Raw genomic sequence first — 23,530 nt, forward strand, 5'->3', positions numbered from 1 at the left:
GCATGCACAACCTGTGGGAGCGAGCCTGCTCGCGAAAGCGGTGGGTCGGTGAGCATCGATGTTGAACGTGCAGGCCTCTTCGCGAGCAGGCTCGCTCCCACAGAGGTGGGTCAATGAACCTCTCGGGACCTTTCATCAAGCGCCCGGTCGCAACCATGCTGCTGAGCTTGGCCATTATGCTCCTGGGCGGTGTAAGTTTCGGCCTGTTGCCGGTCTCACCGCTGCCGCAAATGGACTTCCCGGTGATCGTGGTGCAGGCCAGCCTGCCGGGCGCCAGCCCCGAGGTCATGGCCTCGACGGTGGCGACCCCGCTGGAACGTTCCTTCGGCGCCATCGCCGGGGTCAACACCATGAGCAGCCGCTCCAGCCAGGGTTCGACCCGGGTCATCCTGCAATTTGACCTCGACCGCGACATCAACGGCGCGGCGCGGGAAGTGCAGGCGGCGATCAACGCCTCGCGCAACCTGCTGCCCAGCGGGATGCGCAGCATGCCGACCTACAAGAAGATCAACCCGTCCCAGGCACCGATCATGGTGCTGTCGCTGACCTCGGACGTGCTGGAAAAAGGCCAGCTCTATGACCTGGCCTCGACGATCCTGTCCCAGAGCCTGTCGCAGGTGCAGGGCGTTGGCGAAGTGCAGATCGGCGGCAGCTCCCTGCCGGCGGTGCGCATCGAACTTGAGCCCCAGGCGCTCAACCAGTACGGCGTGGCCCTGGACGATGTGCGCAACACCATCGCCAATGCCAACGTGCGCCGGCCCAAGGGTTCGGTCGAAGACGATCAACGCTTGTGGCAGGTACAGGCCAACGATCAGCTGGAAAAAGCCAAGGACTACGAGTCGCTGATCATCCACTACGCGGACGGCGCAGCCCTGCGCCTGAAGGATGTGGCCAAGGTCAGCGACGGCGTCGAGGATCGCTACAACAGCGGCTTCTTCAATAACGATTCGGCGGTACTGTTGGTGATCAACCGCCAGGCCGGTGCCAACATCATCGAGACGGTCAACGAGATCAAGGCCCAGTTGCCGGCGTTGCAGGCCGTGCTACCGGCCAGCGTCAAACTGAACCTGGCCATGGACCGCTCGCCGGTGATCAAGGCCACGCTGCACGAGGCGGAGATGACCCTGCTGATCGCCGTGGCGCTGGTGATCCTGGTGGTGTTCCTGTTTCTCGGCAACTTTCGCGCCTCGCTGATCCCGACCCTGGCGGTGCCGGTATCGCTGGTCGGCACCTTTGCCGTGATGTACCTCTATGGCTTCTCGCTGAACAACCTGTCGCTGATGGCGTTGATCCTGGCCACCGGGCTGGTGGTGGACGATGCCATCGTGGTGCTGGAGAACATCTCTCGGCACATCGACGCGGGTGTACGACCGATGAAGGCGGCGTACCTCGGCGCCCAGGAAGTCGGCTTTACCCTGCTATCGATGAACGTGTCGCTGGTGGCGGTGTTCCTGTCGATCCTGTTCATGGGCGGGATCATCGAGAGCCTGTTCCGCGAGTTCTCCATCACCCTGGCGGCGGCTATCGTGGTGTCGCTGGTGGTCTCGCTGACCTTGACGCCGATGCTCTGCGCCCGTTGGCTCAAGCCGCACACGCCAGGCCAGGAAAACCGCCTGCAACGCTGGAGTCAGCGGGCCAACGAATGGATGGTCGGCAAATACGCCACCAGCCTTGACTGGGTGTTGCGCCACCGTCGCCTGACCTTGCTCAGTTTATTCGTGACAATTGGCGTTAATATTGCGCTGTATGTTGTTGTTCCTAAAATATTTCTTCCTCAGCAAGACACTGGCCAACTGATCGGTTTCGTGCGTGGCGATGACGGTTTGTCGTTCAGTGTGATGCAACCGAAAATGGAGACCTTCCGCCGCGCCGTGCTCAAGGACGAAGCCGTTGAAAGCGTCGCCGGTTTCATTGGTGGCAGCAACGGCACCAACAACGCGTTCATGCTGGTGCGCCTCAAACCCATCAAGGAACGCAACCTTTCCGCGCAGAAGGTCATTGAACGCCTGCGCAAGGAAATGCCCAAGGTTGCCGGTGCGCAACTGATGCTGATGGCCGACCAGGACCTGCAGTTCGGCGGTGGCCGCGAACAGACCTCGTCGCAATATTCCTACATCCTGCAAAGCGGTGACCTGGGGGCGCTGCGCGAGTGGTATCCAAAAGTGCTGACGGCGCTCAAGGCGCTACCGGAACTGACCGCGATCGATGCCCGCGAAGGCCGGGGCGCCCAGCAGGTGAAGTTGATCGTCGATCGCGACCAGGCCAAGCGCCTGGGCGTGGACATGGCGATGGTCACGGCGGTGCTCAACAACGCCTATGCCCAGCGGCAGATTTCGACCATCTACGACAGCCTCAACCAGTATCAGGTGGTGATGGAGGTCAATCCCAAGTACGCCCAGGACCCGATCACGCTCAAACAGGTGCAGGTGATCACCGCGGACGGCGCGCGGATTCCGCTGTCGACCATCGCCCATTACGAGAACAGCCTGGCAGACGATCGGGTTAGCCATGAAGGCCAGTTTGCCTCGGAAAGCATCGCCTTTGACATGGCCGAAGGCGTGACCGTGGAGCAGGGCAGTGCCGCCATCGAGCGAGCGATTGCTTTGGTGGGCCTGCCGGAAGACGTCATCGCGAAAATGGCCGGCACCGCCGATGCCTTCGCCGCGACCCAGAAAAGCCAGCCGTGGATGATCCTTGGCGCGCTGGTGGCGGTGTACCTGGTGCTGGGCGTGCTATATGAGAGCTACATTCATCCGCTGACCATTCTGTCCACCTTGCCTTCGGCGGGTGTCGGCGCGTTGCTGTCGATCTACGCCCTGGGCGGTGAGTTCAGCCTGATCTCGTTGCTCGGCCTGTTCCTGTTGATCGGCGTGGTGAAGAAGAACGCCATCCTGATGATCGACCTGGCGTTGCAGCTTGAGCGGCATCAGGGCATGGCGCCGCTGGAGTCGATTCGCAACGCGTGCCTGCAACGTTTGCGGCCGATTTTGATGACGACCCTTGCCGCGATCCTCGGCGCCTTGCCGCTGTTGCTGAGCCGCGCGGAAGGTGCGGAAATGCGCCAACCGCTTGGCCTGACCATCATCGGCGGACTGATCTTCAGCCAGGTGCTGACCCTTTACACCACCCCGGTGGTCTATCTCTATCTCGACAAACTGCGCCATCGCTTCAACCACTGGCGTGGGGTGCGTACCGATGCTGCTTTGGAAACTCCGCTATGACTGACCGTTCGCTATTCAACCTGGCTGCACCGCTGATCAGCGCTCGAGGGTCGCGGTTGCTGAGCTTGTCGCTGTGCGTCGCGATGCTCAGTGCCTGCGCCATCGGCCCGGATTACCAGCGCCCGCAAACCGCAGAACCTGCGCAGTACAAGGAAGCAGCCGGCTGGCGCCAGGCCAACCCGAGCGATTCCCTGGCTCGCGGTGCGTGGTGGGAGCTGTACGGCGACCGGCAACTCAATGGCTTGATCGAGAAGCTCAACAGCGCCAACCAGACCGTTGCCCAGTCCGAAGCCCAGTACCGCCAGGCCCAGGCCTTGGTACGTAGCGCCCGTGGCGCGTTTTTTCCGACGGTGGACCTGACACTGGGGAAAAACCGCTCCAGCCAGGGTACCGGCAGTAGCAGTTCCAGCCTGACCAGTTCGTCCAGCGGTATTCGAGACACCTACACCGCCCAGGCCGGGGTCAGTTGGGAGGCCGATGTCTGGGGCAAGTTGCGCCGTGGTCTTGAAGCCGACACCGCCAATGCCCAAGCGAGTTTTGCCGACCTGGCGGCGATGCGCCTGAGCCAGCAGTCGGAGCTGGTGCAGAACTACCTGCAGTTGCGGGTGATCGACGAGCAGAAACGCTTGCTTGAAGCGACTGTCGCGGCCTACCAGCGTTCGCTGAAAATGACCGAAAACCAGTACCGTGCCGGGGTATCCGGCAAGGACGCGGTGGCCCAGGCCCAGACGCAACTCAAGGGCACCGAGGCAGACATGGTCGATCTGATCTGGCAACGCGCGCAGTTGGAAAACGCCATCGCGGTGCTGATCGGCTTACCACCGGCCGAATTCAGCCTGGCGGAAACACAAACGATCCCAGCCTTGCCCGAGGTGCCGCTGAGCCTGCCTTCGCAACTGCTGGAACGCCGGCCTGACATTGCTTCGGCTGAACGCTCGGTCATCGCCGCCAACGCCAACATCGGCGTGGCCAAGGCCGCCTATTACCCGGACCTGACCCTGAGTTTGAACGGTGGCTACAGCAGCAGCACGTCGAAAGACCTGTTCAGCCTGCCGAACCGTTTCTGGTCGGTCGGCCCGCAACTGGCAATGACCCTGTTCGACGGTGGGCAGCGTTCGGCGGAAGTGGACCGTAGCGAAGCAGCCTATGACGAAACCGTGGCCAAATATCGCCAGACTGTACTCGACGGTTTCCGGGAGGTGGAAAACTATCTGGTCCAGCTCAAGGTGCTGAAGGACGAAGCCGTGGTGCGACAACAGGCGTTGGACGCAGCCCGTGAGTCGTTGCGACTGACCGAGAACCAGTACAAGGCGGGGGTGATCGCTTATCTGGATGTAGTGGTGGTCCAGGCCGCGGCTTTGAGCAATGAACGCAGTAACCTGGACCTGTTGCAGAGCCGCCTGATCGCCAGCGTGCAGTTGATTGCGGCCCTGGGTGGCGGCTGGGACGGGCAACTTCAGGTGACTGATAACCCCTGACGCCACCCCTCACTGTAGGAGCTGCCGCAGGCTGCGATCTTTTGACGTTGCTTTTCAAAAACAAGATCAAAAGATCGCAGCCTGCGGCAGCTCCTACAGGGATTAACATGTGCCGATGGAGTTAATGTAAAACCTTAAAACAAGCGTTTCATCGCCTTGCTGGCCTTTTGCTCATTTTGTGAGTGCGTTCTCATTTGGAATCAGTACAATCCCTCGGATTTACACCTTCGAGAATGGAAGCAGTACGGAGGTGATTGCGAGTCATCTCCATGCTCATCGGTAGCTTTTCCCCAACGCTGGTCATCATTTCGCTCTGTGTGGCAATTCTCGCGTCATACACTGCACTCGACCTGACCGGGCGCATTGCCACGGCCAAGGGCCGGGCGGTGCATTGCTGGACGGCCGGCGGTGCGTTCGCCATGGGCATCGGCGTATGGTCGATGCATTTCATCGGCATGCTCGCCTTCAAGCTACCCATCGACCTGGGGTACGACCTCTCTATTACCTTGCTGTCGCTGTTGATCGGCATCCTGTCCTGCGGCTTCGCCCTGTGGCTGGTCAGCCAGGCGCAGTTACCGGCCTGGCAGCTGGCGTTCGGTGCGCTGGTCATGGGCGCCGGGATCAGTGCCATGCACTACACCGGCATGGCGGCGATGCGCATGCAGCCGGGAATCGACTACGACCCGACGCTGTTCGGCGCATCCTTGCTCATAGCCGTAGTCGCCTCCGGCGCAGCACTATGGATTGCGTTCCGCCTGCGCCAGCACGCGCCTTATGTGCGCCTGATCCGCGGTGGCGCGGCGGTGCTGATGGGCATTGCCATTGTCGGCATGCACTACACCGGTATGGCCGCCGCGCAGTTCCCCGCAGGCAGCTTCTGCGGCGCAGCCGCCAATGGCCTGAGCGGCAACGGCCTCGACAACCTGGTGCTGATCACCACCCTGGCGGTATTGAGCATCGCCTTGCTGACTTCGATCCTCGATGCGCGCCTGGAAGCCCGTACCGCCAGTCTTGCCCAGTCGCTGACCGAAGCCAACCGCGAACTGACCCAACTGGCCTTGCACGACACCCTGACCGGTCTGCCGAATCGGATGTTGCTGGCCGACCGCATCGATCAGGGGATCTCCAGGGTCGACAACGACGGTGGTTGCCTGGCGCTGATGTTCATCGATCTCGATGGCTTCAAGCCGGTCAATGACGCCTTCGGTCACCATATGGGCGACCAGTTGCTGCGTGAAGTCAGCTTGCGCCTGCGCGAAGACCTGCGTGGCCAGGACACCCTGGCACGCATCGGCGGCGATGAGTTCGTGCTGCTCGTTCAATTGAGCGAACCGGATGACGCGATGAACCTCGCAGCCCGGCAAGTGAGCTTGATCGCCCGGGCATTCCGGGTGGCCGAGCATGATCTGCAGATATCCGCCAGTGTCGGCATCGCCCTGTATCCGGGCAATGGCCAGACGGCTCATGAATTGCTGATGAATGCCGATGCGGCGATGTATCACGCCAAGGGGACGGGAAAGAACGGCTACAGTTTTTTCGATGTCTCGATGAACAGCAACGCGCGCAAGCAGCTGCAATTGCTGCAAGACCTGCGCAATGCCGTGGACCAGAACGAGTTCAGCCTGCACTACCAGCCCAAATTCGACGCTCACAACGGCCGTCCGGTGGGCGCTGAAGCGTTACTGCGCTGGGAGCATCCGACCCAGGGCATGCTGCTGCCGGACAAATTCATCGAGCTGGCGGAGAAAACCGGGCTGATCATTCCCATCGGCGAATGGGTCCTCAACGAAGCCTGTCGCCAGATGCGCGAATGGTATGTGCTCGGCTACACCCACTGGCGCATCGCGGTTAACCTCTCGGCGTTGCAGTTTTGCCACGCGGGCCTGGTGCAGAGCGTCGCCAAGGCGCTGGCCACCCACCATTTGCCGGCCAACAGCCTGACCCTGGAGATCACTGAGACCACGGCCATGAGCGACGCCGATGCCAGCATGACGGTGCTGCAGGAGCTGTCGGATATGGGCGTTGATTTGTCCATCGACGATTTTGGTACCGGCTATTCGAGCTTGATGTACCTCAAGCGCCTGCCGGCCAACGAGCTGAAAATCGACCGCGGTTTCGTCCGCGACCTGGAGCGTGACAGCGACGACGCCGCCATCGTTTCAGCCATTGTCGCCCTCGGCCAGGCACTGGGCTTGCGGATTGTCGCCGAAGGCGTCGAAACAGGCTCGCAGCAGGACTTCCTGACTCAGCTCGGTTGCGATTCGCTGCAGGGTTATTTGCTGGGGCACCCGCTGCCGGCGGAACGCTTCATGAAGGAAATCCACCGCAGCGAGCAATTGGAACTGGCTTGATCTGGCGGGCCCGATGACGGTGCCATGCAAAATCCGCAAATGGCGGTTATTCTTCCCCCCGACTGCATAGGTTTGAAGGGGGAAGTGGGCATGGACAAAGTCATCGTCATCACCGGTGGAAGTCGCGGTATCGGTGCCGCCACTGCGCTGTTGGCCGCCAGGCAAGGTTATCGGATCTGCATCAACTACCAGTCCGATGAGCAGGCGGCGCAAACGGTGCTGGACCAGGTCCGCGCATTGGGTGCCCAAGCCATCGCCGTGCGCGCCGACGTCAGCATCGAAGACGAAGTCGTCGCTTTGTTCAACCGGGTGGACAGCGAGCTGGGTCGAGTCACCGCGCTGGTGAATAACGCCGGCACCGTGGGGCAAAAATCCCGGGTCGACGAAATGTCCGAATTCCGCATCCTCAAGATTCTCAAGACCAATGTGTTGGCGCCAGTCCTCTGCGCCAAGCACGCCATCTTGCGCATGTCGCCCAAGCACGGCGGGCAGGGCGGCAGCATTGTCAACGTATCCTCGGTCGCCGCGCGTTTGGGCGCCCCCAACGAATACGTCGACTACGCAGCCTCCAAGGGTGCGCTCGACACCTTCACCATTGGCCTGTCCAAGGAAGTGGCCGGTGAGGGGATTCGGGTCAACGCCGTGCGTCCGGGCTATATCTACACCGATTTTCACGCCCTGAGCGGCGATCCGGATCGGGTCAGCAAGCTGGAGTCGGCGATTCCAATGGCCCGTGGCGGGCGCCCGGATGAAGTGGCGGAGGCGATTGTGTGGTTGTTGTCGGATAAAGCGTCCTATGCAACCGGGACCTTTGTCGACCTTGGCGGCGGCCGGTAAACATCAAGATCAAAAGATCGCAGCCTGCGGCAGCTCCTACATGGGATTGCATTTCCTTGTAGGAGCTGCCGCAGGCTGCGATCTTTGCTTTTAGAAGGATCTTACAATCCGCCCCAGCGTCTCCATCGCCTTCTCCGAAGCCTCATCCCACGGGCTCCCATAATTCAACCGGATGCAATTCCTGAAGCGCTGCGTTGGCGAAAAAATCGGTCCCGGCGCAATGCTGATCCCTTGCGCCAACGCCATCTGGAACAACTTCAGCGAATCCATCTGCTCGGGTAATTCCAGCCAGAGGAAGTAGCCGCCAGCGGGTTGACTGACGCGGGTCTGCGCCGGGAAATAGCGGGCGATGGCCGACAGCATGGCGCTTTGCTGTTCCTCCAGGGCATATCGCAACCTGCGCAAATGCCGATCATAACCCCCGTGCTGCAGATAGTCGGCAATGGCTGCCTGGGCAGGCATCGAAGCGCAAAGGGAGGTCATGAGTTTTAACCGCTCGATCTTCTGTGCATACCGCCCGGCGGCGACCCAGCCAATGCGGTAACCCGGGGCCAGGCTCTTGGCGAAAGACCCACAGTGCATCACCAGTCCTTCGGTATCAAAGGCCTTTGCCGGTTTCGGTGCCTGCTGACCGTAATAGAGTTCGGCGTAGACATCGTCCTCGATCAACGGCACTTGATGGACGCGCAGCAATTCCACCAGTTCGCGCTTTTTCGCTTCGGGCATGGTCGCGCCCATGGGGTTCTGGAAACTGGTCATGCACCAGCAGGCCTTGATCGGGTGGCGTTCCAGGGTTTGCGCGAGCACCCCGAGGTCGATGCCGTCGCGCGGGTGCACGGGGATTTCCACGGCCTTGAGTTTCAAGCGTTCGAGCACTTGCAGGCAGGCGTAGAACGCCGGGGCCTCGATGGCTACCAGGTCGCCGGGTTGTGTCACGGCTTGCAGGCACAGGTTCAGCGCTTCCAACGCACCGTTGGTGATCAGCAATTCTTCCATGGGCAGCATCAAGCCGCCCACCATGTAGCGCAGGGCAATTTGTCGGCGCAATTGCGGGTTGCCCGGCGACATGTCGGTGACCACCATGCGCGGGTCCATGTCTCGGGCAGCGCTGGCCAGGGAGCGCGACAGGCGCTGCAGCGGGAACAGGGTCGGGCTGGGGAATGCCGAGCCGAAGGCTACGGTGTTCGGGTCCTTGATCGATTCAAGGACCGAGAACACCAGTTCGCTGACATCGACTTCGGTGGATTCATTGACCTGGCTGCTGATCCCCGGCTCGGAAAATGGCCGTGGTGCATGGGCGTTGACGAAGTATCCAGAGCGCGGTCGGGCGCGAATCAGGCCGCGACGCTCAAGCAAGTAATACGCCTGGAACACCGTTGACGGGCTTACCCCATGGGTCTGGCTGGCATAGCGCACCGACGGCACACGCTGGCCGGGCCCGAGAACGCCGGTGCGGATCAGTTCAGCAATGTCATCGGCGAATTTTTCGTAGCGTTTCATCGTATGCCCGGATTGGTGTCTTTCAGAAAAGACGAGGTGACTTCTTCGCGAGCAGGCTCGCTCCCACAAGAACGATGCGGCGTCTGCTCGCGAATGGCGCACTGCAGTCTAAGGGATCAACGGTTCATGGGTGCAACAAACCGGCTCTTGGCCTCGCTGAAGATGCCCGGCTCATCGCTGTCGACGATCTTGAAGGCGATGCTTTGCGAACTGCTGCCCGGCCGCTCCGTGGTCATCGCCACCGACACGGGCACATCAACAATCTCACCCGGCGCCAGGCTCAAGTCCGTCTTGCCCTGTAGTTGGAAACCATCGCCATCCACCAGCGTCAGGCGGTAGTCCTGGCGTTGCTGGGTCTTGTTGATGACCTTGAGGCTGTAGATGTTTTCGATCTGCCCCTGGCTGTTCTCACGGAACAGTCCACGATCCTTGCTCACGTCCAGCGACACCATCGGCCGTTCCATCAGCGCAACGACCAGCGCACCGATCATCACCAGCAACACGGCGGTGTAACCAATCAATCGTGGCCGCAACAGGCGGGTCTTGCCGCCTTGCAGTTGGTGCTCCGAGGTATAGCTGATCAGCCCGCGCTCGTAGCCCATTTTGTCCATGATCGAATCACAGGCGTCGATGCATGCCGCGCAACCGATGCATTCCATCTGCAAACCGTCGCGAATGTCGATGCCGGTCGGACAGACCTGCACGCAGAGCTGGCAATCGATGCAGTCACCCAGGCCGACCTCGGCCGGCTTGACCTCGCGCTTTCTTGGGCCACGGTGCTCGCCACGAGCCACGTCGTAGGAAATGGTCAGGGTATCCTTGTCGAACATCACGCTCTGGAATCGCGCATACGGGCACATGTGCATGCACACCGCTTCACGCAGCCAGCCGGCATTGATGTAGGTGGCACCGGTGAAGAACAGCACCCAGAACAGGCTGACGCCACCCATTTGCCAGGTCAGGAGTTCTTCGGCCAGCGGGCGGATCGGCGTGAAATAGCCAACGAAGGTCAGGCCGGTCAACAGGCTGATGGCCAGCCACAGGGTGTGTTTGGCCGAGCGGCGCAGCAGTTTGTTCAGTCCCCAGGGCGCCGCTTGCAGTTTGATCCGCTGGTTGCGTTCGCCTTCGGTGATCTTCTCGCACCACATGAAAATCCAGGTCCAGGAGCTCTGCGGGCAGGTATAGCCGCACCATACGCGGCCGGCGAACACTGTGATCGCGAACAAGCCGAACGCGGCAATGATCAGCAGCGCCGAGAGCAGGATGAAATCCTGTGGCCAGAACGTCGCGCCAAAAATGTGGAATTTACTTTCGGAAAGGTCCCAGAGCACCGCCTGGCGGCCACCCCAGTTCAGCCATACGGTGCCGAAGAACAGCAGGAACAGAAAACCCGCGCCGCTGATGCGCAGGGATCGGAACAGGCCGGTAAAACTGCGGGTGTGGATCAGGTTGTCGCTGGACTTGGCCTTCATCTTTGGACGCGAGGGCTCGAAAGTCTTGACTACGGGGGCGCTTTCCAGGGTTCGGACGGGGATTCTATCGCTCATGGTCTTTCGCTCATCAGCCTCCATCAGGCAGGAGCACTATGAGCGCCGATCTGTTTGCATAACAGACTCAGGTATTGCTTTAAAAACCGGATCAGATGGGCTCGCTACCCCCGCCTGCGACAAGTTGAAGCAGCTGGCGCTGCGGGGCCGGGGGACCTATGCCAGACGTTTTCGGGCTTTATTGATCCAGGGCAGTCAAATCACCGAATCACTGTCGGTCGCTTTCAAATGCCGGCGACCATCCACCGCACCTGCTACGGTCAATGCGTCCGCTTCTGCTTCGGTGATGTAGATGCGCTGGCCGTCGAGATCGACCGCCGACATGGCTTTTTCCCCGTCGGTGATGATAGTCACATCGGGACACAGGCGAATTTCCTCGCCGTTTGCGGTGATAAAGAAGCAAGTCTGGTTCTCAATGCGTACGGTCATGGCGTATTCCTGGTTTTTTACGATGGATGAAACATTAGGCTTTCGGCATCGAGCATCGTTCTGTGCAACTGATTAATGGTCGGCGCGGTCCATCCTCCATGACCCATTTGCAAAGCTCTCTACAAGGGAATTCGCCATGAATGCCTGGTGGCACGAAGTCTGGGTAACCCTGCAAGCCGAGTTCGCCGACATCGGCGATGCCTCGCAATTGACCCGCATCACCGTGCGCCTGTTGATGGCCGCGGTACTGGGCGGCATTCTCGGTTTCGAGCGCGAGCACAAGGGCAAGGCCGCGGGGGTGCGCACCCACATGCTGGTGGCGCTGGGCGCGGCGTTGTTCGTACTGGTGCCACAAATGTCCGGCTCCCAGGCGGATGCCATGAGCCGGGTCGTCCAGGGGGTGATCGCCGGGATCGGCTTCCTCGGTGCCGGCACCATCCTGAAAAACCAGGAAGGCGACGAAGGCCACGTTAAAGGCCTGACCACCGCCGCCGGTTTGTGGATGACTGCCGCGATCGGGGTGTCTGCGGGATTGGGAAAGGAAGCCACGGCGGTGTTGAGCACGTTGCTGGCGTTGGTGATTCTTGGCGTGATGCCCATAATCGTGAAGATGCTGGATAAAGACAAAGACCAACTGTAGGAGCGAGCACGCTCGCGAAAAACTCAAGACCGCCTCGGGGTGCCTGGCTACCAGCATTATCGTTCACGATCTTCGCGAGCATGCTCGCTCCTACAGTCGTGAAGTTCATGCTGGCTATAGTCGAAGTCACGATGGGTTAGCTGATTCTCCAGTTCCTTGAGTATCGAGCTTCTAGTGTCCTCTTGAAGACTGCGTTCGATATGGAAGCAGAGAAACTCGTAATTGAAGATTTTCAAAGTGAGGCCAGCCGTCGACGATGGGTTCACGAATAAGCGTGTTTTGCCGTGCGCTTGCTCTTTCGGTGAATCTGCTGCCGTCGAAAAAGGTGTTCATGGCTGGCCGTACTCAAGGGGGGTGAAGTAGTTGCTATGTAAAGCCCTGGGCAAATTCCCGTAAAGCGCCGCCTGGGCAAAAAAATCCAATTCAGGACCGGTACTACACGTTCGCCGGAAACGTCATTCGGACTATTCCTTCGATCGGTCCCCCAGCGCGGCAGGGGGACCGATCAACTGTCTTCATTCAGGGGTCACAATCACCGGTGGCATTGTCGTAGGCGGCTCTTCCCTGGGTGGCGGATTGCTCCCCGGAGGGTCCTGCTCAGGCACAGGCTGCGGATCGCTGGGTGGTATCACCGGGTTGTCGATGTTCGGATCGGGTGTTTCTGCCGGGAATGGATTGTTCATTGTTCATACCTCCAGTGGCACATGGCGTGAGTCGTGCTTAAGTTGGTTGACCACTGTGTAAAGGATTTGATTCCAGCCAATTGCCGATGAACTTTTCCCGACGCCCGTCGCTCGGAACCTAAGTGAGTTCATTCGGTGAGGGACTGACCGATGTGGATGACAATTGCAGACATGAGCGTCCTTGGGGCGTAAGGAGAGATGCTCGATGACGGCTGAAAAATCTGGTGAGTTGAGCTACAACCCGCACATTCCACTGTCACAAGCGTTGTTATTGCCGCGAATCGTAATCGAAAACACCATGCCGACCCTGGATGGCGGGCAGTTCGCCGTCAAGGCCGTGGAAGGCCAGGATGTGGTGGTGACCAGCAAGGTTTTTGCCGACGGTCACGACAAACTGGCCGTGCGGATACGCTGGCAGGCCGATGGCGATGAGGCCTGGCATAGCGAGGTCATGAGCGAGCTGGGTAATAATGGCTGGCAGGGGCAGTTTCGCGTGCAGGCGCAGGGGCGTCATGTTTTCTGTATCGAGGCCTGGATCGATCAGTTCGCCAGCTTTTGCTATGAACTGGAGAAAAAGCACACTGCGGGCGTGCCTGTCAGCCTGGAACTGCAAGAAGGTCGCCTTCACGTTCAGCAAGCCGCCGAACGCACCGAAGGTCAATTGAGTGAGCAATTGGCAGCCTTGCATCACGAACTGTCGGGGCTGCTCGAAACCGAGCAGGTTGCACTGTTTCTGCACCCTCGTAGCGCCGATTTGATGGCCCAGGCCAATCATCGTGCCTACCTGAGCCTGAGCCCGGAGTACCCGGTCGATGTGGAACGTGAGCTGGCGCAGTTCGCCAGCTGGTATGAACTGTTCCCGCGCTCGATCACCGACGATCCCGCGCGCCACGGTACTTTCAATGACGTGCATTCGCGGCTGGCGATGATCCAGGACATGGGCTTCAACGTGTTGTACTTCCCGCCGATCCACCCCATCGGTCGCAGTTATCGCAAAGGCCCGAACAACTCCCTGACCGCCGGTCCCGACGATCCCGGCAGCCCCTATGCCATCGGCAGTGAAGAGGGCGGGCACGAGGCGATTCACTCGCAGTTGGGCACCCGCGAAGACTTCCGCCGCCTGGTCGCAGCCGCGGCTGAGCATGGTGTGGAAATTGCCCTCGATTTTGCCATTCAATGTTCCCAGGACCACCCATGGCTGCAGCAACATCCGGGCTGGTTCAATTGGCGGCCGGACGGCACGATCAAGTACGCGGAGAACCCGCCGAAAAAATACCAGGACATCGTCAATGTCGATTTTTATGCCGTCGAGGCGATTCCCAGCCTCTGGATCGAGTTGCGCGATATCGTCGTGGGTTGGGTGCTGGAGGGCGTGAAGTTGTTTCGCGTGGACAATCCGCACACCAAACCGTTGCCGTTCTGGCAATGGCTGATCGCCGATGTGCGGGCGCTGTACCCTGACGTGATCTTCCTTGCCGAAGCGTTTACCACTCCGGCGATGATGGCGCGGCTGGGCAAGGTCGGTTATTCGCAGAGCTACACCTACTTCACCTGGCGCAACACCAAGCAGGAGCTGGCCACCTATTTCACCGAACTCAACGAGTCGCCATGGCGCGAGTGCTACCGGCCGAATTTCTTCGTCAATACGCCGGACATCAACCCGGCGTTCCTGCATGATTCCGGCCGTCCCGGTTTTCTGATTCGCGCCGCCCTGGCAACCATGGGTTCGGGGTTGTGGGGCATGTACTCCGGCTTTGAATTGTGTGAGTCGGCGGCGATTCCAGGCAAGGAGGAATACCTCGACTCCGAGAAGTACGAGATCCGACCCAGGGACTTCAACGCCCCCGGCAACATCATTGCCGAGATCGCCCAGCTCAATCGTATCCGCCGGCAAAACCCGGCGCTGCACACGCACCTGGGACTGAAGGTCTACAACGCCTGGAACGACAACATCCTCTACTTCGGCAAGCGTAGCGCCGATGGCAGCAATTTCATCCTGGTGGCGGTCAACCTCGATCCGCACAACGTGCAGGAGGCGAATTTCGAGTTGCCGCTGTGGGAGATGGGTTTGCCGGACGATGCCAGCACCCAGGGCGAAGACTTGATGAACGGCCATCGCTGGACCTGGCACGGCAAGTACCAGTTCATGCGCATCGATCCGGCGTATCAGCCGTTCGGGATCTGGCGAATTACCCCCTAGCCCAAGATCGTTCCCACGCTCTGCGTGGGAATGCAGCCCGTGACGCTCCGCGTCACTGGACGCAGAGCGTCCCTTGAGGCATTCCCACGCAGAGCGTGGGAACGATCCGCGTCAGGGCGTTCTTTCGTATTCAACAGGAGTTTCAAATGGCGAAGAAACCCAAGGCAGCCACCTTTATCAAGGACCCGCTCTGGTACAAGGACGCGGTCATCTATCAAGTTCACGTCAAATCCTATTTCGACTCCAATAACGACGGGATCGGCGATTTTCCGGGCCTGATCGCCAAGCTCGACTACATTGCCGACCTGGGCGTCAATACTATCTGGCTGTTGCCGTTCTATCCTTCGCCGCGTCGCGACGATGGTTATGACATCGCCGAATATCGTGGCGTGCACAGCGACTACGGCACCATGGCCGACGCCAAGCGCTTCATCGCCGAGGCGCATAAACGTGGTCTGCGGGTGATCACCGAACTGGTCATCAACCACACCTCGGACCAGCACGCCTGGTTCCAGCGCGCACGCAAGGCCAAGAAAGGTTCGGCCGCGCGGGATTTCTACGTGTGGTCCGATGACGATCAAAAGTACGACGGCACCCGCATCATCTTTCTCGACACTGAAAAATCCAACTGGACCTGGGACCCGGTGGCCGGCCAATACTTTTGGCACCGCTTCTATTCACACCAGCCCGATCTGAATTTCGATAACCCGCAGGTGATGAAAGCGGTGCTGTCGGTCATGCGCTACTGGCTGGACATGGGCATCGACGGGTTGCGCCTCGACGCGATCCCGTACCTGATCGAGCGCGACGGCACCAACAACGAGAACCTGCCGGAAACCCACGACGTTCTCAAAAAGATCCGTGCCGAAATCGACGCCAATTACCCCGACCGCATGCTGCTGGCCGAGGCCAACCAATGGCCGGAGGACACGCAGCTGTATTTCGGCGACACCGATAAAAAGGGCCTGAACGGCGACGAATGCCACATGGCGTTTCACTTCCCGTTGATGCCGCGCATGTACATGGCGCTGGCCCAGGAAGACCGTTTTCCGATCACCGACATCTTGCGCCAGACCCCGGAGATCCCGGCCAATTGCCAATGGGCGATTTTCCTGCGCAACCACGATGAGCTCACCTTGGAGATGGTCACCGACAAGGAGCGTGACTACCTGTGGAATTACTACGCGGCCGATCGACGGGCGCGGATCAACCTGGGGATTCGCCGGCGCCTGGCGCCGTTGATGGAGCGTGATCGCCGGCGCGTAGAGTTGCTCAACAGCCTGTTGCTGTCGATGCCCGGCACGCCGACCTTGTACTACGGTGACGAGATCGGCATGGGCGACAACATCTACCTCGGCGATCGCGACGGTGTGCGCACGCCGATGCAGTGGTCGATCGACCGCAACGGCGGGTTTTCCCGCGCCGACCCGGCCAGCCTGGTGCTGCCGCCGATCATGGACCCGCAATATGGCTACCTGTCGGTCAATGTCGAAACCCAGGCCGGCGACCCGCATTCGCTGTTGAACTGGACCCGGCGCATGTTAACGGTGCGCAAGCAGTCCAAGGCGTTCGGGCGCGGCACCTTGAAAATGCTCTCGCCGACCAATCGCCGGGTGCTGGCCTATACCCGCGAATACACCGGGCCTGACGGCAAGCATGAAATCATCCTGTGCGTGGCCAACGTTTCGCGCAGCGCCCAGGCCGTGGAGCTGGACCTGTCGGCATACGTCGGCATGGTGCCTGTGGAGATGCTTGGCGGTAATGCGTTTCCACCCATCGGCCAATTGAGCTTCCTCCTGACCCTGGCGCCCTATGGGTTCTACTGGTTCGGCCTCGCCGCGGAGAACCAGATGCCGAGCTGGCATGTGGAACCGGCGCAAAGCCTACCGGACTTCACCACGCTGGTGCTGAAAAAGCGCATGGAAGAGTTGCTCGAAGCGCCTTCACGCACCACGCTGGAGCAGGGCATCCTGCCGAACTGGCTGCAGAACCGCCGCTGGTTCGCCGGCAAGGACGCGGCCATCGAGAAGGTCAATCTGGCCTACGGTGTGCGATTTGGCGATGCGCAGCACCCCGTGTTGTTGAGTGAAATCGAAGTCACCGGTGGCGGCCAGACCAGTCGCTACCAACTGCCGTTCGGCTTTATTGCCGAAGACCAGGTCGGCACGGCATTGCCCCAGCAACTGGCCTTGTCACGGGTGCGCCGTGGCCCGCAGGTTGGCCTGATCACTGATGCCTTCAGCCTGGAAAACTTTATTCGCGCGGTATTGCAGGGCATGCAGAACAGCACGGTGTTGCCTTCCGATGGCGGTGAAATCCGTTTCGAACCCACCGCCGAGCTCGCCAAACTGGGCCTGACGGCAGAGTCGGATGTGCGTTACCTGTCCGCCGAGCAATCCAACAGTTCGGTGGTGGTCGGCAACAGCCTGGTGTTGAAACTGATCCGCAAGGTTGCGTCGGGCGTGCACCCGGAACTGGAAATGAGCGCCTATCTGACCGCTGCCGGCTTCGGCAATATCTCGCCGTTGCTGGGCGCGGTAGTGCGTCGGGATGCGGCAGGCGAAGATAACCTGCTGATGATCGCCCAAGGCTACTTGAGTAATCAGGGCGATGCCTGGGAATGGACCCAGAACAATCTGGAGCGAGCGTTGCGCGACGAACTCGCGGACGCCATGTCCGAGCAGGAACAGCATTACAACGCACTTGGCGAGTTGAAGGATTTCGCCGCCATGCTCGGCCAGCGCCTGGGTGAAATGCACCAAGTGCTGGCGGCATCAAGTGAAAATCCTGACTTTGATCCGCAGATCACTACGCAAAAGGATGCGTCCGCGACGGGCAAGGATGTCGTGGCACAAATCGAGCATGCATTGAAATTGCTCAAGCAGCATCAACATGAACTGAACCCTGCGGACAAAACCCTGGTCAGCCGTTTACTGGAGCATAAAAAGGCCATTCTCAGCCATGTCCAGGAGTTGGCCAAAAAGACCGCGGGTGGACTGCGGATCCGTGTACACGGTGATTTGCACCTCGGCCAGGTGCTGGTGATCAAGGGTGACGCGTACCTGATCGACTTCGAAGGCGAACCGGCGCGGCCTTTGCCGGAGCGTCGGGGCAAGCACAGCCCGTACAAGGATGTCAGTGGTGTACTGCGCTCTTTCGACTATGCGGCGGCCATGACCATCAACGTGCATAACGTTGATAACACAGCCCATGCCCAGGACGCTCGCCGGCGGGTCGGCGATCGCTATTTGAGTGAGGCAAGGCAGGCATTTATCCACGCTTATCGGCTGGCGGCAGCTACGCTTGGCCATGCGTGGCAAGATCCGGATGGCGAAGATGCCGCCTTGGCATTGTTCGGCCTGGAGAAGGCGGCGTATGAAGTGGCCTACGAGGCGGAAAACCGCCCCGGCTGGCTGCCCGTGCCGTTGCACGGTTTATATGGATTATTGAGTGGGCTTAAACCCTTTTCCGATCTTGGTGGAGAGTAGTCATGAGTTTCTCGAACAAGGAACAGGGTCATCATCACAGTGAAGCGCTGCTACCCAGGGCGCGGGATATCGATGCGCTGGTGCGTGCCGAGCATCGCGATCCCTTTGCCATTCTCGGCCCCCACGGCGATGGTGCCGGCGGACAATTCATCCGCGCTTATCTACCGGGCGCCTTGAGCGTGCAGGTGGTGGGCAAGGAATCCGGGGAGGAGCTGGGCAACCTGGAAGCGACCCAGACCCCAGGGTTGTTCGTCGGGCATTTCCCGCGGGCACAGCCGTATCTGTTGCGAACCCGCTGGGCCGGTGGCGAACAAATTTCCGAAGATCCCTACAGTTTTGGTCCATTACTGGGTGACATGGATTTGTACCTGTTTGCCGAAGGCAATCACCGCGACTTGAGCAGCGCCCTGGGTGCCCAGTTGAAGACCGTGGACGGTGTCGATGGCGTGCGGTTCGCCGTATGGGCACCGAACGCCAGGCGGGTGTCGGTGGTAGGTGACTTCAACGTCTGGGACGGTCGTCGCCACCCCATGCGCCTGCGCCATCCCACCGGTGTCTGGGAACTGTTCATTCCACGCCTGCAAGCGGGGGAGGCCTACAAATACGAAATCCTCGGCAAGGACGGAATCCTGCCGCTCAAGGCAGACCCCATGGCGCTGGCCACCAGCCTGCCACCGGACACCGCCTCGAAAGTCGCCCCACCTTTACGGATCGACTGGCAGGATCAGGACTGGATGCAGTCGCGTGGCGAGCGCCAGCGCCCGACGGCGCCGTTGTCGATCTACGAATTGCACGCCGGTTCCTGGCAGTGCGAGCTGGACGACCTGGGTGAAGTGGCCCGTCAATACACCTGGCCGGAACTGGCCGAGCGGCTGATTCCGTATGTCAAGGAGCTGGGTTTTACCCACATTGAGCTGATGCCGATCATGGAGCACCCGTTCGGCGGCTCCTGGGGCTATCAGTTGCTTTCGCAGTTCGCCACCAGCGCCCGCTACGGAACGGGCGACGAGTTCGCTGCCTTCGTCAACGATTGTCACGTGGCGGGAATCGGCGTGATCCTCGACTGGGTGCCGGCGCATTTCCCCACCGACACCCATGGCCTGGCCCAGTTCGACGGCACTGCGCTGTACGAATACGGTAATCCTCAGGAAGGCTTTCACCAGGACTGGGACACCCTGATCTACAACCTGGGCCGCACCGAAGTGCACGGCTACATGCTGGCGTCGGCGCTGCACTGGCTCAAGCATTTCCACGTCGATGGCCTGCGGGTCGATGCAGTGGCGTCGATGCTGTACCGCGATTACTCGCGCAAGGCCGGCGAGTGGGTGCCCAACCGCCATGGCGGTCGCGAGAACCTGGAGGCCATCGACTTCCTACGTCACCTCAATGACGTCGTGGCAGTGGAAGCTCCCGGGGCGCTGGTGATCGCCGAAGAGTCCACGGCCTGGCCCGGCGTCAGCCAGAGCACACAGCAGGGTGGCCTGGGTTTCGCCTATAAGTGGAACATGGGCTGGATGCACGATTCGCTGCACTACATTCAGCAAGACCCGGTGTACCGCGCCCATCACCACAACGAACTCAGTTTTGGCCTGGTGTACGCCTGGTCCGAGCGATTCATCCTGCCGATTTCCCACGATGAAGTGGTGCACGGCAAGCACTCGCTGATCGACAAGATGCCCGGCGACCGCTGGCAGAAATTCGCCAACCTGCGGGCCTACCTGAGTTTCATGTGGACCCACCCGGGCAAGAAACTGTTGTTCATGGGGTGCGAGTTCGGCCAATGGCGCGAGTGGAACCACGACCAGCAGCTCGATTGGTACCTGTTGCAATACTCCGAGCACAAAGGCGTGCAGAAGCTGGTGAGTGACCTCAATCGGCTGTATCGCGAGGAGCCGGCGCTGCATGAGCAGGACGACGTGCCCCAAGGCTTCCAGTGGCTGATCGGCGACGACGCGATCAACAGTGTCTACGCCTGGATGCGCTGGAGCAAGGACGGCCAGCCGATCCTGGTGGTTGCCAACTTCACGCCGGTGCCACGCGAGGGTTATCGGGTGGGCGTGCCGTTTGCCGGGCAGTGGAGCGAGATGTTCAACAGCGATTCGTCGATCTATGCCGGGTCCAACTATGGCAACAGTGGCGGGGTGACCGCCGAGCAAACGCCGAGCCATGGCCAGGCCCTGTCGCTGGCGCTGAACCTGCCGCCGCTGGCGGTGTTGATGTTGCGGCCGGCGGGGTAAGTCAGGCAGCCTGCGCTATCTCCGAATCGCTCTCCAGAGCGGGCTCGCCTCTACAGGGTATTGATCACGACATCAATCCACTCTGGAGGCGGGCCCGCCTGGATGTCGCCCATCAAAAATCCAGCCTCAGCCCGATTGTCGTCTTGCGACCATTCAACTCATTACTGTCAAGCTGGGTGTCGTAGCCTGCTTCGCCATACAGGCTCAAGGCGTCTGACACTTGCAGCGTCATGCCCATGCTCAGGTTCAGTGTCGTGGATTTCTGCTGGGTGTCGATCGCTGTGGTGTCATTGAATGTCACCCGGTCGGTGCCGGACAATGTATGCCAGACATGGGTGCGCACGTAGGGCTGCAGGGGCATATGGGCAACCTGATAAGTGCCGCGCAGTCGGGCACCGAAACGGGCTGTCAGGCTATTATCGGCATCGAAGGTGACATCGGAGATGCCGTCGTTCTGGCTATCCAGGGCGCGTTGCTGGTGGATAAGTTGTACTTGCGGCTCCAGGACCCAGTCGCCGGAAACCTTTAGCGGGTAACCGGCCTCAAGCGACAACGTAACGGCATGCCCATGGGTGTTGAGCTTGATCCCGCGGTTGGATTCGCTGTTGATATCCACACCCGTCCACATCAGTACAGTGTCGACGTACCAGCCGTAGGGGTCGATGAGCGTCCAGTACAGGCCCACGCTATCGCCACGCAGTGTGCTTGTACCGGCGTCCCGATGTTCGATTGCGCGATTGAATCCATCGATATCGCCTTGCGATTGGCTGTGACCGACGAAGATACCCAACTTTTGCGTCTGTCCATCGTCGCGGGTCCATCCATACAAATCACTGCCGACCTGGTAACCCGATATCGAGCCGTCCAGACGTGGGCTGACCGTGCCGGCAAAACCTTGGCGACTGTCACTGGCATACATCCGGCCCCAGCCTGCCGGGAAGGCGCCGGCCTGATGCTGTTGGCTTTGGTCGCCTTGGCGTTCATGGAAAGTACCGAGTGCATTGAGCAGCATCTGATTGATGGCAGGTAACAGCGCCGAATACACCGGGACTTCAGGGCGATAGGTCGGGATCGGCGGCTTGCCTGGTTCGATTTCCGGTAACTCCGGTCGAGTCGGCGGAAGCTCGTCTTCGGGGCTATCGATAATACCTGGCAGGGGCACGGGTGGATGTTCCGGCTCTGGCAATGGTACAGGCGGATTTTCCGGCTCGGGCAGAGGCACGTGTGGATCTTCCGGCCCCGGCAGGGGCACAGGCGGGTTTTCGGGCTCGGGCAGGGGCACCGGTGGATGTTCCGGCCCCGGCAAGGGCACAGGTGGGTGTTCCGGTTCGGGCAGAGGAGGTGCTACCACGGCGGAGCGCAAGTACCAGTTCTGCGCAGTGCCCGGGATGACCCCTCCCTTGTACAGGTAATACTCAAAGGCACCTGCGGAGATGGGCCCGGGGTAAGTGAATGCCCGGTCACTGCCTGTGGCGCCCTTGAGTGCTTCCACCACCAGGATGCCGTTTTCCCGGGTCAAGTCTCCGGGGCCGGTGAGGTTGGTGATGTGCAGTGCGGTGGAACCTTGCAAAGTGCCTCGCTCCACAACCAGTTTGTCGCTGGCGGCGTTATCACCCGCCAACACGCTGTGCAGCCGCAGTTCGCCCTTGTCGCCAATGTAGTTGCCCTCGACGGTAAGTCGATTGTCTGCACGGGCGTTGCCACTGGTCATGTCGATCAGCCCTTTGTTGTTCAAAGTGGCGAGCTGGCCAGAGTCATAAGGAGTGATGCTGCCCTGTTCGACCAGCAACACACTGCTGCCATGAATGTTGAGCGTGCCGGTGCCTGATACGCTGTCACCGAGGACGAAATTGCCGTCCAGGTTAAACCGCGAACCATTGTCCATGTTCACGGTTTCCCAGTGGGGATAGCGTGTGGGGCTCGCCGATTGGCTGTTGTCGAACGTCAGGGTGTCGCTGCCCAGGCCACCATCGATACTGGGAGTCGATGCCAGGCTGGTTTCCGTGTGATTGAGCAGTAGTGATTGATCGTCGCCGCCATTCAACAGCACAGCCGAGTGAATGAGCCCATGGGTGTCCCAGGTGAACAGGTCGTTGCCGCTGCCGGCACGGACCTGGCCATGGATCTCGCCGCCGCTGACCGTGATGAAGTTTGCACCGCCACTGACCATGATATTACCGCCGACGGTGCCGCCCTTGATGATGACGTTGTTGTTGTCGGTGCCGGCATCCAGATCACCGAGGATCCGACCGCCAAGCATTTCAAAGGTGTTGGCGTCCTGATTCATCGCGACCGCGCCAATCTGTCCTCCACTCATGAGTGCATGCTCGCCGTTTTCAAAAAGTCCGGTGATGACGCCGGTGCTCATGGTGAAGGTGTCATCGCCTGGCCCCTGGTTCACGGATATGAGGGTGCCACCGCTGATCGCCAATCGGTCGTTGCCGGCCCCCTGGTCGATAAGAGCTGCCGTACCGGCGCTGACCTGTGCGATGTCGGCACCGTCGCCCTGGCGGACCGTGCCACCAATGGTCCCATTGAAGAGTTGAAAGATGTTTGCGCCATCGCCCATGTCCACCGGGCCGAGGATGGCACCGGAGTTCATTGTCAGCAGATCATGGCCAGCGCCGAAAATAACAGGGCCATTGATGTTGCCGTTTCCGCTCTCGGGGAAAACCAGGCTGTTATTGCCGCTTGTGTCGGTGAGCCCTGGGCTGCTTCCGCTGCTGCAGGTGAAGCTGTCATCGGCGTTGGTGGGCACGAGCGTGCAGTCAGCATGGGAGGCCAGGGGCCAGAAAAACAGGGTAAAAATCGACAGGGCAATAGTGCCCGGGAGCCTGAAGGCTGAAAACGGATTGCTCATGATCCATCCTCGCAAGACGTGCTGCTCCCGCTCCTGCGGGGCAGGCCATGGCAACGTCA

13 protein-coding genes are annotated in these 23,530 nt (G+C 60.3%); 8 read left to right on the top strand and 5 right to left on the bottom strand.

The genetic code is table 11. The features are described 5' to 3' along the window. The first annotated feature begins 113 nt into the window (after window positions 1-113). The 4 genes from HGP31_RS14705 (at window position 114) to HGP31_RS14720 (ending at window position 7,887) form a co-directional block, all read left to right on the top strand. Window positions 114-3,221, top strand: a complete 3,108-nt coding sequence (locus HGP31_RS14705; protein WP_168758046.1) for an efflux RND transporter permease subunit — start codon at window positions 114-116, stop codon at window positions 3,219-3,221. Continuing rightward, complete coding sequence (locus HGP31_RS14710) at window positions 3,218-4,699, top strand: efflux transporter outer membrane subunit (RefSeq protein ID WP_020800099.1); 1,482 nt, start codon at window positions 3,218-3,220, stop codon at window positions 4,697-4,699. The genes HGP31_RS14705 and HGP31_RS14710 overlap by 4 nt, the downstream gene beginning before the upstream one ends. A 269-nt stretch (window positions 4,700-4,968) precedes the next feature. Continuing rightward, window positions 4,969-7,050 (top strand): putative bifunctional diguanylate cyclase/phosphodiesterase, encoded by a 2,082-nt coding sequence (locus HGP31_RS14715; protein WP_033042689.1) that lies wholly within the window; start codon window positions 4,969-4,971, stop codon window positions 7,048-7,050. 90 nt (window positions 7,051-7,140) lie between these two features. Then, window positions 7,141-7,887 (top strand): SDR family oxidoreductase, encoded by a 747-nt coding sequence (locus HGP31_RS14720; protein WP_020800101.1) that lies wholly within the window; start codon window positions 7,141-7,143, stop codon window positions 7,885-7,887. A 90-nt stretch (window positions 7,888-7,977) separates the two neighbouring features. Here the strand turns inward: HGP31_RS14720 and mapR are convergent, their stop codons facing one another. From mapR to HGP31_RS14735, 3 genes are all read right to left on the bottom strand, one after another. Then, window positions 7,978-9,387 carry a GntR family transcriptional regulator MpaR gene (gene mapR / locus HGP31_RS14725; protein ID WP_020800103.1) on the bottom strand — a complete coding sequence of 470 codons (1,410 nt, stop codon included), beginning with the start codon at window positions 9,385-9,387 and terminating at the stop codon, window positions 7,978-7,980. A gap of 116 nt (window positions 9,388-9,503) precedes the next feature. Further along, complete coding sequence (gene ccoG / locus HGP31_RS14730) at window positions 9,504-10,934, bottom strand: cytochrome c oxidase accessory protein CcoG (RefSeq protein ID WP_033042692.1); 1,431 nt, start codon at window positions 10,932-10,934, stop codon at window positions 9,504-9,506. 195 nt (window positions 10,935-11,129) lie between these two features. Next, complete coding sequence (locus HGP31_RS14735; protein WP_020800105.1) at window positions 11,130-11,363, bottom strand: DUF3203 family protein; 234 nt, start codon at window positions 11,361-11,363, stop codon at window positions 11,130-11,132. A gap of 136 nt (window positions 11,364-11,499) precedes the next feature. Here HGP31_RS14735 and HGP31_RS14740 point away from each other — a divergent pair, with 136 nt between their 5' ends. Then, window positions 11,500-12,003, top strand: a complete 504-nt coding sequence (locus HGP31_RS14740; RefSeq protein WP_168758047.1) for an MgtC/SapB family protein — start codon at window positions 11,500-11,502, stop codon at window positions 12,001-12,003. 515 nt (window positions 12,004-12,518) lie between these two features. Here HGP31_RS14740 and HGP31_RS14745 read toward each other — a convergent pair. After that, entirely contained in the window at window positions 12,519-12,686 is a 168-nt protein-coding gene (locus tag HGP31_RS14745; RefSeq protein ID WP_020800108.1) for a hypothetical protein, read from the bottom strand. Window positions 12,687-12,891: 205 nt separating this feature from the next. On the opposite strand from HGP31_RS14745, the gene HGP31_RS14750 reads away from it, so the two are divergent. The 3 genes from HGP31_RS14750 to glgB all read left to right on the top strand — a co-directional run bounded on the left by HGP31_RS14750 (window position 12,892) and on the right by glgB (window position 20,611). Beyond that, complete coding sequence (locus HGP31_RS14750; protein WP_168758048.1) at window positions 12,892-14,886, top strand: alpha-1,4-glucan--maltose-1-phosphate maltosyltransferase; 1,995 nt, start codon at window positions 12,892-12,894, stop codon at window positions 14,884-14,886. A gap of 146 nt (window positions 14,887-15,032) precedes the next feature. After that, complete coding sequence (gene treS / locus HGP31_RS14755) at window positions 15,033-18,374, top strand: maltose alpha-D-glucosyltransferase (RefSeq protein ID WP_083349005.1); 3,342 nt, start codon at window positions 15,033-15,035, stop codon at window positions 18,372-18,374. 2 nt (window positions 18,375-18,376) lie between these two features. Next, a complete protein-coding gene (gene glgB / locus HGP31_RS14760; RefSeq protein WP_020800627.1) occupies window positions 18,377-20,611 on the top strand; it encodes a 1,4-alpha-glucan branching protein GlgB in 2,235 nt (744 codons plus the stop codon). A gap of 112 nt (window positions 20,612-20,723) precedes the next feature. Here glgB and HGP31_RS14765 read toward each other — a convergent pair whose 3' ends face one another. Beyond that, window positions 20,724-23,471 (bottom strand): autotransporter outer membrane beta-barrel domain-containing protein, encoded by a 2,748-nt coding sequence (locus HGP31_RS14765; RefSeq protein ID WP_168758049.1) that lies wholly within the window; start codon window positions 23,469-23,471, stop codon window positions 20,724-20,726. Between the last annotated feature and the right edge of the window lie 59 nt (window positions 23,472-23,530).

The sequence above is a fragment of the Pseudomonas umsongensis genome (genome assembly GCF_012647205.1).
Taxonomy (GTDB): Bacteria; Pseudomonadota; Gammaproteobacteria; order Pseudomonadales; family Pseudomonadaceae; genus Aquipseudomonas; species Aquipseudomonas umsongensis.

Bases quoted from the DNA above. Each gene is read 5' to 3' on its own strand.
- HGP31_RS14735 (WP_020800105.1), bottom strand. From the start codon at position 11,363: ATGACCGTACGCATTGAGAACCAGACTTGCTTCTTTATCACCGCAAAC.
- ccoG (WP_033042692.1), bottom strand. From the start codon at position 10,934: ATGAGCGATAGAATCCCCGTCCGAACCCTGGAAAGCGCCCCCGTAGTC.
- HGP31_RS14750 (WP_168758048.1), top strand. From the start codon at position 12,892: ATGACGGCTGAAAAATCTGGTGAGTTGAGCTACAACCCGCACATTCCA.
- HGP31_RS14715 (WP_033042689.1), top strand. From the start codon at position 4,969: ATGCTCATCGGTAGCTTTTCCCCAACGCTGGTCATCATTTCGCTCTGT.
- HGP31_RS14710 (WP_020800099.1), top strand. From the start codon at position 3,218: ATGACTGACCGTTCGCTATTCAACCTGGCTGCACCGCTGATCAGCGCT.
- mapR (WP_020800103.1), bottom strand. From the start codon at position 9,387: ATGAAACGCTACGAAAAATTCGCCGATGACATTGCTGAACTGATCCGC.
- HGP31_RS14705 (WP_168758046.1), top strand. From the start codon at position 114: ATGAACCTCTCGGGACCTTTCATCAAGCGCCCGGTCGCAACCATGCTG.
- HGP31_RS14765 (WP_168758049.1), bottom strand. From the start codon at position 23,471: ATGAGCAATCCGTTTTCAGCCTTCAGGCTCCCGGGCACTATTGCCCTG.
- glgB (WP_020800627.1), top strand. From the start codon at position 18,377: ATGAGTTTCTCGAACAAGGAACAGGGTCATCATCACAGTGAAGCGCTG.
- treS (WP_083349005.1), top strand. From the start codon at position 15,033: ATGGCGAAGAAACCCAAGGCAGCCACCTTTATCAAGGACCCGCTCTGG.
- HGP31_RS14745 (WP_020800108.1), bottom strand. From the start codon at position 12,686: ATGAACAATCCATTCCCGGCAGAAACACCCGATCCGAACATCGACAAC.
- HGP31_RS14720 (WP_020800101.1), top strand. From the start codon at position 7,141: ATGGACAAAGTCATCGTCATCACCGGTGGAAGTCGCGGTATCGGTGCC.
- HGP31_RS14740 (WP_168758047.1), top strand. From the start codon at position 11,500: ATGAATGCCTGGTGGCACGAAGTCTGGGTAACCCTGCAAGCCGAGTTC.